At 59.3% G+C, this 14,585-nt stretch carries 10 protein-coding genes and 1 pseudogene; 7 read left to right on the top strand and 4 right to left on the bottom strand.

All coding sequences use genetic code 11. The features are described 5' to 3' along the window. Positions 1-32: 32 nt before the first annotated feature. From E5J99_RS13910 to E5J99_RS13925, 5 genes are all read left to right on the top strand, one after another. The gene (locus E5J99_RS13910; protein ID WP_135498424.1) at positions 33-290 is read left to right on the top strand and encodes a hypothetical protein; all 258 of its coding nucleotides are present in this window, start codon (positions 33-35) and stop codon (positions 288-290) included. Positions 291-393: 103 nt separating this feature from the next. After that, on the top strand, positions 394-1,734 hold the full coding sequence (locus E5J99_RS13915; protein WP_135498425.1) for a Fic/DOC family protein: 1,341 nt from the start codon (positions 394-396) through the stop codon (positions 1,732-1,734). A gap of 42 nt (positions 1,735-1,776) precedes the next feature. Continuing rightward, positions 1,777-2,103 (top strand): hypothetical protein, encoded by a 327-nt coding sequence (locus tag E5J99_RS13920; RefSeq protein ID WP_135498426.1) that lies wholly within the window; start codon positions 1,777-1,779, stop codon positions 2,101-2,103. Positions 2,104-2,126: 23 nt separating this feature from the next. Further along, the gene (locus E5J99_RS21320; protein WP_167852134.1) at positions 2,127-2,324 is read left to right on the top strand and encodes a hypothetical protein; all 198 of its coding nucleotides are present in this window, start codon (positions 2,127-2,129) and stop codon (positions 2,322-2,324) included. A gap of 50 nt (positions 2,325-2,374) precedes the next feature. Further along, complete coding sequence (locus E5J99_RS13925) at positions 2,375-3,247, top strand: GNAT family N-acetyltransferase (protein WP_167852135.1); 873 nt, start codon at positions 2,375-2,377, stop codon at positions 3,245-3,247. 565 nt (positions 3,248-3,812) lie between these two features. Here the strand turns inward: E5J99_RS13925 and E5J99_RS13930 are convergent. Continuing rightward, positions 3,813-4,424, bottom strand: a complete 612-nt coding sequence (locus E5J99_RS13930; protein ID WP_135498428.1) for a recombinase family protein — start codon at positions 4,422-4,424, stop codon at positions 3,813-3,815. Between the two features lie 193 nt (positions 4,425-4,617). Here E5J99_RS13930 and E5J99_RS13935 point away from each other — a divergent pair, with 193 nt between their 5' ends. Together E5J99_RS13935 and E5J99_RS22165 are read left to right on the top strand one after the other, a co-directional pair. Continuing rightward, positions 4,618-7,686 carry a Tn3 family transposase gene (locus E5J99_RS13935; RefSeq protein WP_135498429.1) on the top strand — a complete coding sequence of 1,023 codons (3,069 nt, stop codon included), beginning with the start codon at positions 4,618-4,620 and terminating at the stop codon, positions 7,684-7,686. Positions 7,687-7,708: 22 nt separating this feature from the next. Continuing rightward, positions 7,709-7,819, top strand: a pseudogene (locus E5J99_RS22165) (GDCCVxC domain-containing (seleno)protein); the annotation flags it as partial. Positions 7,820-7,879: 60 nt separating this feature from the next. Here E5J99_RS22165 and E5J99_RS13945 read toward each other — a convergent pair. From E5J99_RS13945 to E5J99_RS13955, 3 genes are all read right to left on the bottom strand, one after another. Further along, complete coding sequence (locus E5J99_RS13945) at positions 7,880-8,809, bottom strand: replication initiation protein (protein ID WP_135498431.1); 930 nt, start codon at positions 8,807-8,809, stop codon at positions 7,880-7,882. 1,278 nt (positions 8,810-10,087) lie between these two features. Further along, positions 10,088-12,469, bottom strand: a complete 2,382-nt coding sequence (locus E5J99_RS13950; RefSeq protein ID WP_135498432.1) for a DUF262 domain-containing protein — start codon at positions 12,467-12,469, stop codon at positions 10,088-10,090. After that, entirely contained in the window at positions 12,459-14,297 is a 1,839-nt protein-coding gene (locus E5J99_RS13955) for a DUF262 domain-containing protein (protein ID WP_167852136.1), read from the bottom strand. Before E5J99_RS13955 ends, E5J99_RS13950 begins: the two co-directional genes overlap by 11 nt. Positions 14,298-14,585 lie beyond the last annotated feature (288 nt).

Below are 14,585 nucleotides of genomic sequence, written 5' to 3' on the forward strand. Positions count from 1 at the left end.
TACTCGCATTCCCCGTTAACGTACTGCCTTTTATGAACACGCAAGTTTCTCACATACCGCAGTTTGGTCCCCGCGAACAAACTCGCGAGCAGCGGCAGTTTATCATAAACCAGTCGCTGGGCATCACCCGCAGCCAGGGCGCGTACCAAGAGCCCGAGTGGCTAGCGGAGCTGCACGCCCAGTACATCGACGGGCAGATTGACCTGGCCACCGTAGGCGCCCGCCACGACGAGCACCAGCGCCAGCTACAGGGGCACAACTTCGAGCATGCGCTCTCGCACGTGGCTTAACTGCTCCCTTTCTCGATATGTAATTGTATTAGCCCGGCTTCGGTCGGGCTAATTTTTTGGCCCTATTCCAGCGAGAAGCTCGGCTCTCGTATTTACGAGTACGATGGATAAGTTTACTGACCCACACACCGGCGTCTTTTACAACAAGCTCGGCATAACGGATGCCGTGGAATTAGAGCAGGCAACCAAGGATGCCTCCCTGCGCCGCCTGCAGGAACTGGCTGCCGGCTATGGCCCCCAGGGCGACACCTTTGATGCGCAGCAACTGCGGGCCGTGCATCAGGACTTGTTTCAGGATACCTTTGAGTGGGCCGGGCAAACCCGCCGGGAGGCCGGATTTCAGGGCGTCAAAGCCGCCGACCTGCCCGGCACCACCGCCGTGCCGATGCACTTTGCCCCCTTCGAGCGCATTGACGAGCGCCTGAACTCGCTGGGCGAGCAGCTCAAGCTTGAAAACAACCTCAAGGGCTTGCCCACGCCGGAAGCCTTCGCCGAGCGGGCCGCATACTACTTCGACCACTACAACCATGTACATGCCTTTCGCGAGGGCAACGGCCGCACGTTGCAGGCCACATTCGCCGAAATAGCCTTCCAGGCCGGCTACCAAGTGGACTTCAACCGGGAGCATGAAAAACTAAATCCCGCCCGTGACCAGGGCATCGTGAGCCTGCATGGGGGACAGCACAGGGAGCGGGACTTGCAGGCGCTGCAGGAGCTGTTTGCACGCAACACCACGCCTCTGCCTGGCGCGGAAGCTGACGCTGCCCGCCATCCGAGCCTGGCGCAGCCCTTGCGCAACGGGCCTACACCCGCTGTACGCCAGATAGAGCAGTTGCGCGATTTGGTAGCCGCGGCTCTCGCCATGCAGCAGCTCGTAGCCGGCGTGGATTACCGGCGCACCCACCGGGCGGACGCCCTGCTCAACCAGGTGCTCGACATTGACCGCAACCCAGCGGCCGTAGTGCAGCACGGAGCCGTGTTGCAGAAGCTGCAGCAGGAAGTGGTGCTGGACAAGCGCTTTCAGGACCCGGCTTCGCAGCGGGAAACCGGCCGTTTCGGGGCCGCCCTGGCTGCCCTCCACCCACCAACCCCCGCGCTGGCCGTGACAATGGGGCCGGCTGCCTCTTCGCCCGCACAGCCATCCGCATCGGCAGAGTTTGTGCGAGCTGCCAAACAGCTGAGCGAAGGGCTGGATGCGCAGGGCTACCCGGGGCCCGCAGATAATTTACTGCGAGCCGCCAAAGCAGTAGAGAAATCCGCTTACCTGGGTGGGGCAAACCTACAGGCCGTGACGGAGGCCCTGACCCGGGCAGAAAAGCTGCCCGCGCTGGCTGAGGACGCCGCCACGCTGCGTACTGCAGGGCGCAGCTTGCAGGAAGCCCAGCGCGGTATGGCGTCGGCTTCCACTCCACCGAGCCGGGAAGCTGAAGGCCCCGAACGGTAGCAGAGGGGTATGCTGCTCACTTAACTTATTCAAAGCCTACCTATGAATCTGTTCATCGAAGCCGAATTTGAAGCGGCTAACTGGGAGTTGGAGCAACTGTTAGACCGTTGGCCCCAGCAGGCCGAACGCACGCTCACGCTGCTGGCAGCTTTGCAGGAGTTCTTTCGCCAAGGCGCTTGCCACTGGCCTGAGCAGGAGCCCCCGTGTCTGCCGGAGGGACCCATCTACGAAGCGCGCCGGGCCCGCGCGTGGTCCCACCGTGAGAACCCGGCCTTAGCTCAGCAGTACCTGGAGAACCGGCGACAGGCTGAGCAGGCACTAGATGCCCGCAGAAACCAAGCCGCTGCTGAATTGCCCGTGACGGAGTAGCACCAATTCCTGCCTTTCCTGCCATGAACAACGATGAGCTACAATTTCTGCAGGAGCAACTGGATGCAACGGAATTGCTGGCTTGCGCCACCTGTCGGCAGGAGACCTTGCATGCCCACGTGGAAGTGTTGGAGCAGTACGCTCATGCCACGGAGTTATTGATGGAATGCACAGCCTGCGGCACGCGGCGCACGTGGATGCAGCTAGAAATGCCGGATTAACTCAGGCCGGCAGCAACGAGACCAGCCAAACTAAATCGTACACCTTTTGCATGGCAAAGCTTTTAACATTCACGCGCTTTCAAGACTTCCTGGAGCACAACCGGGCGCACATAGAAGCGCACTTTTATGTTTACTTCCACGTCTTTAAACTGCTTCCCCGCCTGCGAAGCAAGCAGGCGGGCGTCTTCAACGCCTACAACATCGTGGATGAGGAGGGTCGCCAAATCATCGCCCTGCATGTTACCGGCAGCTATTACCTGTTTAGCTTTGGCTGGACAGCGCCAATGCTGGACTTGCTGGCCGCACAAGTGGAGGTCGGCAAATGCAAGCAGGACTTTCAGTTCCTGGGGCAGCGCGACCTGATTCTGGAACTGCTGCAAAAGCAGGAGTGCCAATGGTGGGTGCTCAAGGAGCGGCTTATTTACCAGTGCGATGAAGTGCTGGGCCAAAGCCATGTACCCAACGCCAGGGTTGAAAACGGCGGCCTGGAGGATGTGCACGCGCTTACCGAGATGACGTTGGCGTTTGATATCGACGAGTATCCCAACAAGCCCTACCGGGACGAGGACAAAGCATTTGGTCAAGTCCTGCACGGAATTGAGAACAACGGCCTGTTCGTGGTCAAAAGCCAGGGGGAAGTCTGCAGTATGGTGCAAGTAATAGAAACGGATGGGTACACCAAGCCCTTGTTGGGCAGCTTATACACGCTACCCGAGCACCGGAACAAAGGGTACGCGTCGCTGCTACTTAGAACGGTAACGCAAGGGTTGCTGCAGCACCGCGGTGAGGCGTGCGGTCTGCTCTCGGATATTACCAATCCAGCGTCTAATAAAGCCTTTGTAAACGTGGGATACCGTCCCATTTACCATTGGATTAACATCATCATGGGCCAAGCAACTCCCGCCGAGGCTGCGTCCCAGTAGGTTCGAGAGAGCGTTGCCAAAACAGGCCGGTGCGCCACAAGTGGTAAGTCCAGGCCGGCAAGGCATCCGACCCTGCTCACTAGGGTAAACCAAGGCGTGGAAGGCCACCAAAGCGTGTTTAGATGCTGGTGCTTATCTGCTCAGCATCAGAAAGTTTAAAACTATGGCGTGAAACGCGCGCAAGTTGAACGATAGTTGGGAGTCGAAAGAAAAAAATACCTGCCGAGGACGTATTTACTGTTACCAGGGCACTAACAATCCTGGCTAATCAACATGGACACGTCAATTGTGCATCTATCAAACCTGCTGGGCGAAATCCCAGCTTTCGCCCAGGTTGCCGCAGTATACGGTACTCAGGGAATTGCCAATGGTCGGGACGGCTTGACCGTTCGGTACCCAGATGGCACCGAAACCTTTCACCCCTTATGCGTCGGCAGTCGGCCGTGGCTGCGGAAGTTGTTTCCCTGGCTCGGGTGGCGGGCAGAAGTCGGACACGATGCCGAATACCAGACTTTCGTGTTCAGGTTTTCCACCTATGGCCTTGGTTAAAAGTTTGGTACAAAAGTTAATCGGTGGCCTTGGCAGCTGCCGCCTTTCGGTGCGCGTGGATGACCACCTTTCGGTGGCGTAAGTACTTGTAGAGGGTGACCTTGGAGATGTCCAGACGCCGGGCAATCTCGTTGACACCGAGTTGCTGCTCACGGTAGAGCGTTTCGGCGATGATAGCCGTGCGTTCGGCCTGCTCGGAGAGGCCCCGCTGGCGGCCGCCCACCCGGCCCCGGGCGCGGGCCGCGGCCAGCCCGGCGTGGGTGCGTTCGCGAATCAGCTCCCGCTCAAACTCCGCGAGCGAGGCAAACAGGTTAAACACGAGCCGGCCCTGCGCGGAGGTCGTGTTGATGGCATCGGTGAGGGAAACCAGGCCCACCCCCAGCTGTTGGAAGTCGCCCACCACCTGCAGCAGGTGCTTGAGCGAGCGCCCCAAGCGGTCGAGCTTGTAGATGTAGACCGTGTCGCCGGTGCGCAGCTGCGTGAGCAGCCGCTCCAGTTCCGGGCGAGTGGTACTGGCGCCCGACACCTTTTCCTGGTAGATGGTTTCGCAGCCGGCTTTGGTTAGGGCATCGAGTTGCAGTTCCAGGTTCTGGTCGCGGGTCGAGACGCGGGCGTAGCCGATTTTCATGGGGCAAAGTACAGGTTATCCGTCACGAAGGTACCCTTCTTTGTACTTTGATTGCTGAACAAGTTTTCTGTACCAAATCGGCTGGTTTTGGCGTGGCGTTACCCCAGCGGGGGGCGCCGGCAGACTTGTACAGAAATACGTTCGTTTTAGTGTACAAGCCAGCGGGCTACTTTTAGGATTTATTCCCCTCCTAATGGCCCGCCACTTGCCTTTACTCGATGCGACCCAGCGTCGCATGTTTGACCAGCCCCCGGTCTTCAATCAGCCGCAACGGCAACTCTTCTTCGCTTTGCCCGACTGGGCTACCCGGTTTCTGGATACGCTGCTGGCGCCGCACAGCCGGGGCGGCTTCGTGTTGCAGGTCGGCTACTTCAAGGCGACCGGGCGCTTCTTTCCCATTGACCGGTTCCTGGCGGCTGACCAGACCTACGTGCAGCAGCGTTATCACTTGGGAGCGGTTGAGTGGGCGCGCTACGACAAGGTCACCCGTTTCTACCACCGGGAGCAGATTCTGCAGCAATTCGGGGTGCCGCCCTTCGAGCAGGTCGAGGCCGCCGTGCGGCAGCAAGTGACGCATTTTGCCCGCCAGCAGATGAACCCGGTGGCGGTGTTTCACTCCGCCGCCGATTACATCCGCGCCCATCGCTGGGAAGTGCCGACCTACGCGGCGCTGGCCGGCTTCGTCACGGAGGCCTTCCGCACGGTCGAGCAACAGCTCATCACGCAGCTAGCACACCACCTGACGCCGGCCGTGCGCCAGCAGCTGGACACCTTGTTTACCACGGAAGAAGATGCCCCGGCTCATTCGCACCGGCCCTACCGCCTGACCACGCTCAAGCGCAGCCTGGAGCTGATGCGCCCAACGGCTATCCGCGCCAACGTGCAGGACTACGCCGTGCTGCAGACGCTGTTTAGCCAGGTGTACCCCGTGGTGCAGGCCCTGGACTTATCGGAGGAAGTGGTGCGCTACTACGCCCGCTACGTCGAGCGGACGCAGGTTTTTCAGGTACAGCAGCAGGCCGACAAGAAATACCTGATGGTGCTCTGCTTCGTGGTCTACCAGTACTACCAGGTCGGCGACCTGCTGACCGAAACGCTGCTGCAGGCCGTGCAAACCCACCGCAACGCCGCCCAACGGGAAACGCAGGAGCGCGTCTACCGCCAGCAGCAGGACTCGGCCGGCCAGCTGCGCCAGGTGCTGGAAGGAGTGGTCAGCCACGGCGCGGCCCTGGCGCGGTTGGAAGAAGTCGCCTTTTCGTTTGCGCGCACCAACGAGGAGAAGGTGACGGCCTTGCTGGCCTGGCTGCAAACCCCGGCCGTGGCGGATTTTGCGCAACTGGGCCACACGGCGCAGCAGTTACGCAAAGGAGGCGGGGGCAGTCGCATCGGCCCGTATTATCAGGTCGTAGAGGAGCGCTCGCGCGCCCTCCAGCGGCGGCTGGGCGAGATTTTGCGCACCGTGGCCTACGAAGGGGCGGCCGATAGCCCGCTGGCGCAGGCCCTTGCCCAGTACCGGGCGCGGGACGGACAGGTGAGCCCTCAGCCCCCGACGACCTTTTTGAAAGCCGCGGAACGAGCCGCCCTGGCGCAAGCCGAAAGCCCCGTTTCCCTGTACAAGGCCCTGCTGGCCGGCCATGTGGCCGACCACCTGAAAGCCGGCAAGCTGAACCTGGCCCACTCGCTGCGCTACCGACCCTTCGACACCTACCTGCTGGAGGCCGCCACTTGGGAGCGGCAGCAGGACGCGTTACTGGCGCAGACGGACCTCGTGCACCTGCGCCAGCCGGGGCCTTGGCTGGCCGGGTTACAAGCCAAACTGGCTACCGCTTTCGCTCGCACCTGTGAGCGGCTGGACGCCGGCACCAACCCCGGCGTGCGGGCGCGCGCCAATGGGCGACCCCGCTTCATGACGCCGGCCCGGCCCCTGGACGGGGACGCCCCGGCACCGCGGCCGTTGTTTCCCGAGCCGGGGCTGATTTCGCTGCACGAGGTGCTGCACACGGTCAATCAGCAGTGCCGCTTCACTGACTGCCTCACCCACTGGAGCCCGCGCAATCGGCCGGCCCGGCCCGCGGAGCGGGTCTTCTTCGCCGGGGTCATGGCCTACGGCTGCAACCTGGGCCTGACCCGGATGGCCCACGCCACCAAGCACGTGGCCCAGTCCGCGCTGGAAAACACCGTCAACTGGTATTTCTCGCTCGACAACCTGCGCCGGGCCAACGACGCCGTGGTGGCCCTGACCGGCAAGCTGCCCGTTAGCCGCCTCTTCCAACGCCACCCCGAGGCGGTGCACACTTCCTCCGATGGCCAGAAGTACTACGTGGCCGTCGATTCGATTCACGCCACGCATTCGTACAAGTATTTTGGCCAGGAGAAGGGCATCGTTTCCTACGGCTTTCTCGACGACCGCCACCGGCTCTTTTACTCGACCACGTTCAGCTCGTCCGAACGCGAGGCCGCCTATCTGGTGGATGGCCTGCTGCACAACGACGTCGTGGAGTCCACCATCCACAGCACCGATACCCACGGCTTCACGGAAGTCAATTTCGCCCTCACCGCTTTGCTGGGGATTGAATTCGCGCCGCGCATCCAATCCTTTCAGGACCAGCAGCTCTACGCCTTCGCCGGCATGGACGTACCCGACCTGACGGCCTACAGCCTGGCGCCGGTCAAGTACATCGACCAGGGTCTTATTGAGGCCCAGTGGGATACGCTCTTACGACTGGTCGTCAGCCTCAAGCAGAAGCACGTGACGGCCTCCACCCTGTTGCGCCGACTCAATTCTTATTCCCAGCAGCACCCCGTGTACCTGGCCCTGCGCGAGTTGGGGCGGGTGGTGCGCACCGAATTTCTGCTCCGCTACATGGACGACCAGAGCCTGCGCAAGCGTATCGACGACCAGCTGGATAAGCTCGAAAGCACCCATACCTTCGCCCGGGCCGTATTCTACGGCCAAAACGGCCAGATTCCCTACGCCGGCAAGGAAGAGCAGCAGGTGGCTGACGCCTGCAAACAACTCGTGCAAAACACGATTGTGTGCTGGAACTGCCTCTACCTCAATCAGTATTTATTTCTGGCCCCGGCAGCCGAGCGCCAGGCAGTGGCCGCCGCCATCGCCGCCAGTTCGCCCGTGAGTTGGCAGCACATTAACCTGCACGGCGAGTTTGACTTCTCGGATGATGCCCTCAAAGACTCGCTCCGCTTTGACATGGAAGCCCTCTTCGCCTTCAACTGGGAACAGGTTCCGGACCCGTCCGATTAACTTTTGGACCAAACTTTTAACCAAGGCCATCCTTAAGCCCCTGGCCGGCGACTGCTGCGTGTACTGCTCCTATGGCACCGTTCCCTGCCCACCCATTCAGGAGCAGGGCAAAGGAGCCTGCGGCTGCTGCTAACCCTTTTTCACGAACTGGCTTAGGCAGCCCCGCAAATTCATGCCTGCTGGTTTACTGCGATTAGCGCAGCCCTTGCATTTTCAAAAACAGGCCGCCGGGATTTTTGGTGGCTTTGATTTTGTCGGTTTTGAGCTTGTAGATAAAGGCAAACAGCGCGTCGACATGCTTTGCCGACTGCAGAATGTCCTGTACCAGCTTGGGCTCAGCAATGCCCAGGGTTTCCAGGTGCTTGCGGGCCAGCTGCACCTTGGCGTCATCGGCTTCCAACTCGAAGGGGATGGGCAACTGCTGTGGCACCTGGGTGTTGACGTAGAACTTGATGCTCTGGTAGGAGCGCCCCTTTTTGAGCAGTTCGTACTTGATGCGCAGGTCGGTGTGCTCGTTGATTTGGGTGGTGGCCACGTCGAGCACGTACTTCTGCAGGGAGGATATCTGCGCATACTGCTCGGGCTCCTTGCCCGAGAGGTCCTTGAGCTTGAGCATGGCCTTGAACTCATCCAAGGAGTAAGTCTTGGTTTCCCCGATGTCTTTCCACTGCGAAGCCAGTTGGTAGATGCGCTTGGCATATTTGCTCGAAAGGCTAAATGCAGCCTGCAGCCGGTAAGAGGTGAAGTTGCTCTTCAGGTCAATCAGAAAGGGCCGCATGCGCTCGGATATCTCCAGCTCGATGGTGCCCTCGCCCTTGCGGTACAGCGCCGAGGCCAGCAGGCTCACTTGCAGTAGGGTCTTGCCGTTCTCAATGTGGTACACTCGGCTGTTGAGGTTCTCAGTGGATTCCAGCAACTGCTTGTAGTTCCAGGTGCGGCCGGTTAACTCCATCAGCTCCTGCACCCGGATTTCGTAGATGGTGCCGGACTTGTCCTGCTTGGTCAGCTTGGAGAGCAGCGAGAAGACGATGTCCATCTCGCAGGCACTCATCTCGTAGCGGGCCGTCGTCAGTGCGTTATGCTGCCGGATTTCTAGCGGAGCGGTGGATTCGGGCGCGGCCATACGCAGCTACTGTGGTGATACAAAGCAAACATACGGCTTAAATTGGAAACTAATAGAGCCAAATCCTGAATCTATCAGCAAGCATTAGCGGGCTGAGCTCGCTGGCTTATAAAAGCTATTAGTTAGACTTATAAAAGCTATTAGTTCGCCGGACGCGAGTTTTCAGTAAAGCTTATGAAAGCTATTAGTTAGACTTATAAAAGCTATTAGTTCGCCGCTTGTCAGGGGGTGGCTTCAGGAGCTGCGAAGCACGAGTGACTTATAAAAGCTATTAGTTCTGCGCGAGTGAGACTATTGATAGACCTGTGAATCGGGCCTATTAGTTAGCTTATGAAACCTATTAGTTCGGCTTATGAAACCTATTAGTCAGCTTATGAAACCTATTACCTCGCTTATAAGACCTATTATTTGGCTTATAAAACCTATTACTAAAGCCACTTAAGACACTGAGGTACAAAAAGTTGCGAGCCCTGCAAATACTTTAAAATACTTAAAATACTCACAAACTTGTTGAAGCTAGAGTACAAAAGCTTTTAAAATGGTGGTTCAGGACGAAACCGAAACGAAAACAACAAAAAAAGGAGTCTAAATAAGCACATAATGCGATTGCACTTTTTAAATATTTTTTTACCTTTTTCTACTATTTGGACCTCCTGTCTATACCTCAAAGATAACTTAAAAACTGCTCTGAAAGCTCACAGAAGGCTCATTAATAGATTTTATAAGTCTCCTAGGATGCTCTCACCAGCTACTTGAGCAGCACCCGACACAGCCCAACGAGTAACCCGTTAGCGGGATAACAGCGGCCACAACAGCTTCAGGGGTTATAAAAGCTATTCTTTAGCCTGCTAGCTAGCTTACAGTCCAGCTGAGCAGTTACGCGAACTAATAGGTTTTATAAGCCAGAATGCGTGATACACACACCTGGCTGCAGGTTATTGAGTGCTATACGAGGGCCCAACGAGGCATTGTCCCGGTTACCTGAAACCCGCAGCGCCCGTAAGCTACCAGGGACTAATAAGTGGCTTCTACGTAGCCCTAAAGTGCATTTGGTCGTAGGCGGAACCGCTTTGACTTATTTCCTTTGCCCCGGAAACCCCCAGCTGCTACTAACCTAGCTTGTGAGGATACGACCACTTTGCCGCTGATGACCCTGGGCTATTCTCAAAGCGTAGCAACCTTCCTGCCATATGCTTGTCGACATGAATGCACTGCACACCCTGCCCAATGTAATCCATGCCCTACCTTTTCACCTCTACGATGATGTAAAGCGCCAGTTTATGGAGTAGGCCGATGATACTCTACGCCTTGCTCGTGCAGGGCCTGAATGAATTTCTCCGCTTGCCGGATACGATCGCGCGAGGCGGTGGCTGGCAGTAGCCAAGTGCCCTCGGCCGTGGGGCGCAAGCGGAAAGACGCCTGCAGCCCAGCGGGCGGGGCGTAGTTAGTGGGCAGCAATAGTACCCAGGCATTATCCCGGCAAGTCAGTGCCGGCGTAGTTTTTTGCTTCCGTACGCCCTTTAAATGGTGGAGCCACAGTGGGCTGGGCCAGTCGCCATAGGTCCATTGGGTATCTGCCGGACCGACCACATCGGCGACATGACCACGCAACATAATGCTACGCACTAAGGGATTGATATGCCAGCCTTTGATGGAGGGTTTGCTCAACAGCCGCAGCTCAAAATTAGAGTTCCAGGCAAACGACCCCAGCGAGTTGGCGGTCATTTCAGCATATTTAACGAAGTAGTAGCGCCAAGTGTCGCGTTGCTGCTGGTCGCGCAGCCAGTTGGTTATTAACCGACTTAGCTTAGCAGTGGGGGTGCTGCCGGTTGCGGCGGCGTATGCTTGCAGAAACTCCGGCAGCAGGTTGGGCTGGTTGGCTTCCAGGTCAGTGGCCAGGATAAGGTACCAGTCCCGGTCATTGCCGAAGTAATACTTTCGGCCACCGCCGGTCCCGCGACCCTGGGTGCGGCGGTAGTCGCCTGCTGTGAGCCAGGCTCGGATGATGAGGCTTTGTGGCAGCGTCGGCCCCCAAATGTCGCGCACGGCAGCGGCGAAGGCCTGCAGGTGGGCAGCGTTTGCATCGGGATGCAGGTTGTGCAAGTCGCCACGCAGCACGTCCTGGTTTTCCAATTCGTGCACGGCCGCCGCCAACTTCGGTGACTGGCGCAGCAGCGTGGCTTTCTGGCGTTCATGGGCTACGCCACGCTCGCGCAGGCCCGGCAGCGGCACGGCGGCGGCCAGCCGCTCGTATACGTCGGGCGAGCGGCCCTCGGCAGCAGTGGCCAGCGCGGCGCAGGCGTCGGCGAAAGCCGGCAGGTCGCGGGCGCGCAGGTCCGATTTCAGTACTGTGTCTTCCTGCTGACGGGTGCGCTCCAGCAGGTTGCGCAGCACCCGCAGCAGGTTGCGGGCATGGGGCAGGGCAAAAGCATCGGCCGCTACGGTAGCTCCGTAGGTGAGTAGGCCGAACAGCAACACTTGCTCTTGCAGCAAGGCAGCGGGGTCAGGAGCGGTGGAGGGGTCGCGCAGCAACTGGCCGAATAAGTCCACCTGCGAGTGGCCGAATAGCCGCACCCGCTCCGGCCCGGCCTTCTTCGTAAACAGCTCTTTCAGCAGCCCCGACAAACCCTGCGGGTGCGTTTTCTGAACGTGGGCCAGAAAATCCAGCGACCCAAACAGCAGGGCCACGCTTTCGGGCTGGTCGTATACGCGCTCAAACCAGGCGAAAGGCAGTGCGCCGGCGGTGGTCAGTTCTTTGAGCTGGGTGTCGGCGCGCAGGTCGGGGCGCCGGTAGGCCAGCATCCGGGTGAAGTAGTGCAGGTAGCGGCCGAAGCATTCGTCCACCACGGTCACGCCCGGGCGGCGGTGCTGCCAGAAAAAGTCGGTCCAAGCATTGTCGGCCTTCTGCCCGAACTCCCCGGCTCGGCCCTGGGCTTGTAGCAGCAAGTCAAACTGCGCTTTCCAGTTCTCAAACCCGGTCAGCGGCTTGCCGCGGGCGTTCATTTTCAGGTACAGGTCGTCGCTGAGACCCACGCGCTGCATTTCCAGCCAGTAGAAGCCCACAATCGGGCGGGCCGGGTCGGTGAGGCGCCCAAACCACGCCGCCTCGGCCCCAAAGGTGTCGTCGTGCAGCGCGTCGAGCACCACAAGCATGGCCGCCACCGTGGGGTCGTGTGCCCAGGCCGGCTGGTACCACGCTTGGTCGCACAGGGCTTGGCTGATGGTGGGATACTCCTGCCAGGCGGTGGGTGGGGTGCTCACCAGCCGGCGGCAAAAGTCGCGGGCGCTGCTGCGGGTTTCGTAGCTGAACTTGCCCAGCACGGCCTGCACGTCGGCGTCGGACAGGCGGCCGGCCCGCAGCGCCAAGTACCAGTGCAGCAAGAACAACGTGGTCAGGCGCTGCTGTCCATCGAGCGGCACGAAGCGGCGCGCTTGGTCCAGCTCGCCGTACACAAAATCCAGCGTCAGTGGCTGCTCGTGCGTCAACGCGTCGCGCAGGGCGGCCAGCAACCCGGTGCGCACGGCCGTAGCCTGCGCGTCGGGGCGGCCCTGGGCATAGTCGCGCTGAATGATGGGCACTTGCAGGTACCGCACCAAGGGTTTGCCCAGTTCGTCGGCGGCCGTCAGCAGCGACCAGAAAGTGTAGTGGTCAGTCTGCATCGTGCGGAGCAGTTAGGTAGTTGACAAGTACGCGCCGGATTTCGGCTATGTAAGCGGCGCGGTCGGTGGCCGTCCAGTAGCTCAGGTGGTCGGGCTGCTGGGTGTAGTATTTGAGAAACACATTGCGCGTGGCGATAGGCACAAACTCGCCGGCCCGCTCCATGTTCAGAATGCGCTGGCGCTTCTGGGCAAACACGCCGTTGCTGAGCACGGCATTATGTTGGGTGCTCAGCAGGGCTAGGTTTTCGATACCGTGCAGGTTCGGTTCGCCCAGCAGCTCCAAGACGGTGAGCTGCACCTCTTTGAACTCCTCTTTCTCAATCACCTGCTTCGCGGCCAGCCTATTCAGACGCTCCAGCACTTCGGCGGCAGTAGGCGGGTCGGGGCGACCTTCCCCCTGCTCCGGGTCGTCCTCCTCGGGCAGCGGCCGGGGGCCGGGCAGCTTGGCCACGTAGGGGCGCACGTCGCCCAACCAGTTCACAAAGTCTTGGTGTCGCCGCAAACCTTTGTCGTTCTGCGCGTGAATGTGCTCCAGGCTCCACAGGTGCCGTTCGCTCTTGTAGTGCTGAAACGGAAAGCGGTAGCTGCCGCCTGCGTGCAGAGTTTCAATGTTGAACAGCAGCAGCACGTTGCGCAGTTGGGTTTTGTCCGCGCCATATTCCCACTTGGTCAGGTCGCCGGCCACGGTGCACCGGATTTCTTCGCGCACGTATTCTGCAAACTCACGCTTGGTGCCGTCCCGTTGCGCCTGCAGCAGCTTTGTTAGAGGGGTGCCCACAGCAATCAGGTACCCCAGCTGGTGGTACCAGCGCGGGCTTGCGTACCAATCTTCCAGGGTCAGAAAAAGGTCTTTGATGTCGCCCCAGGCCGTCAGTAGCGCCTCCTTGCTGGCCCGCTGCAGGCGGTGGTTGAAGTAGCGGAAGGTAGCGTAGGCGTCGTTCCCTAGCAGCTTCTGCTCGTCGGGCGGGGGCGGGGTCAGTGCCTTGTGCAGTTCAAATAGAAATTCAATACGGGTAGGGTGTCGGCTGGCGCTTTGGTTGAGAAAAAACCACAGCTCCTCCTGGCGCAGGCGGACCTCCATCCGGTCCCAGTCGGCGGCCAGCTCCAGCTGCCGGCGCTCGAAGGCCAGGCGGCCGGCGTCGGTATCAGCGTCGTCAGCGGCCCGCTTCAGGAATAGCGCCTTGATTAGCTCAGCGTTGGTAAGCGGAATCTTGCCCGAGTTGAGGCGGATAAATGCTTGCTGCTCCTGGCCTTGCTCGCCGCCGGTCTCGGGCAGTTCATACCAGATAAGCTGGGTGTGTTTGAGTAAGGTCTGGTAAAGGTCAATGGCCGTCAGCGCTGGGTCGGGCTGATCTTTAAACCACTTTTCTAAGCTTTCCCATGCTTGGTGCATAAACGTGAAGTCAATGTTGGCTTTAGCCTGCTCAGCTAGGTCGGCGGGCGGAGCGGGGTCGTTCAGGGCTTCCAGAAATCGCTGGCTGTCTGGCCGGGTGACGTAGCGCAACGTAAACAGGAGCCGGCCGCCACGCTGATACTGCTGCCGGATGTATCCGTAGAGCAGGTGCAACGTGGTCAGGCGCTGCTGCCCGTCAATCAGCTCATATTCCTGCCTACCCAGGGGCTTAATCAACACCGGTTGCAAGCAGTAGAACGTGTCGCTGCGGCTACGCTCGCGCACTTCCCCAAAGTACAGCAGGTCGTCCAGCAACTCCGTCACCTGCACTTCCGTCCACCGGTAGCCGCGCTGGTAGGGCGGCACCAGGAAGGTGAGGCCAGCCAGGTCGGCAATGCTTTTCAGACCAATGGTGTTTTCGGGGTTGACTAACACGCTAAGAATATTGATTTTAAATCGGTAAAGAGACGCTCATTTTAGTCGCCAATGATTGATAATGAGGTGCGGCAAAAATAGAGTAGTGTTTCAGCTTTGCAACAGATAATCCAAGTTGAGGTGGCATCTGCCCAGCGCATGATCCAGATACAGTTTCAGCGCTGGCTACCGCTGTTTTTGCGGGTAGGCCATGTTGGCTCGGCCTATGGAGCAGCATCCTACACCGGACTACGTTTTTCCAAATGGATTGCTATTCGGCATTGCTAATTACTCACGCTTTGACCAAAG

Source organism: Hymenobacter elongatus (assembly GCF_004745955.1).
GTDB classification, from domain to species: Bacteria; Bacteroidota; Bacteroidia; order Cytophagales; family Hymenobacteraceae; genus Hymenobacter; species Hymenobacter elongatus.

Excerpts from the sequence above, each read along its gene's own strand:
- E5J99_RS13935 (WP_135498429.1), top strand. The coding sequence starts at position 4,618 with ATGGCCCGCCACTTGCCTTTACTCGATGCGACCCAGCGTCGCATGTTT.
- E5J99_RS21320 (WP_167852134.1), top strand. The coding sequence starts at position 2,127 with ATGAACAACGATGAGCTACAATTTCTGCAGGAGCAACTGGATGCAACG.
- E5J99_RS13945 (WP_135498431.1), bottom strand. The coding sequence starts at position 8,809 with ATGGCCGCGCCCGAATCCACCGCTCCGCTAGAAATCCGGCAGCATAAC.
- E5J99_RS13910 (WP_135498424.1), top strand. The coding sequence starts at position 33 with ATGAACACGCAAGTTTCTCACATACCGCAGTTTGGTCCCCGCGAACAA.
- E5J99_RS13925 (WP_167852135.1), top strand. The coding sequence starts at position 2,375 with ATGGCAAAGCTTTTAACATTCACGCGCTTTCAAGACTTCCTGGAGCAC.
- E5J99_RS13915 (WP_135498425.1), top strand. The coding sequence starts at position 394 with ATGGATAAGTTTACTGACCCACACACCGGCGTCTTTTACAACAAGCTC.
- E5J99_RS13950 (WP_135498432.1), bottom strand. The coding sequence starts at position 12,469 with ATGCAGACTGACCACTACACTTTCTGGTCGCTGCTGACGGCCGCCGAC.
- E5J99_RS13920 (WP_135498426.1), top strand. The coding sequence starts at position 1,777 with ATGAATCTGTTCATCGAAGCCGAATTTGAAGCGGCTAACTGGGAGTTG.
- E5J99_RS13930 (WP_135498428.1), bottom strand. The coding sequence starts at position 4,424 with ATGAAAATCGGCTACGCCCGCGTCTCGACCCGCGACCAGAACCTGGAA.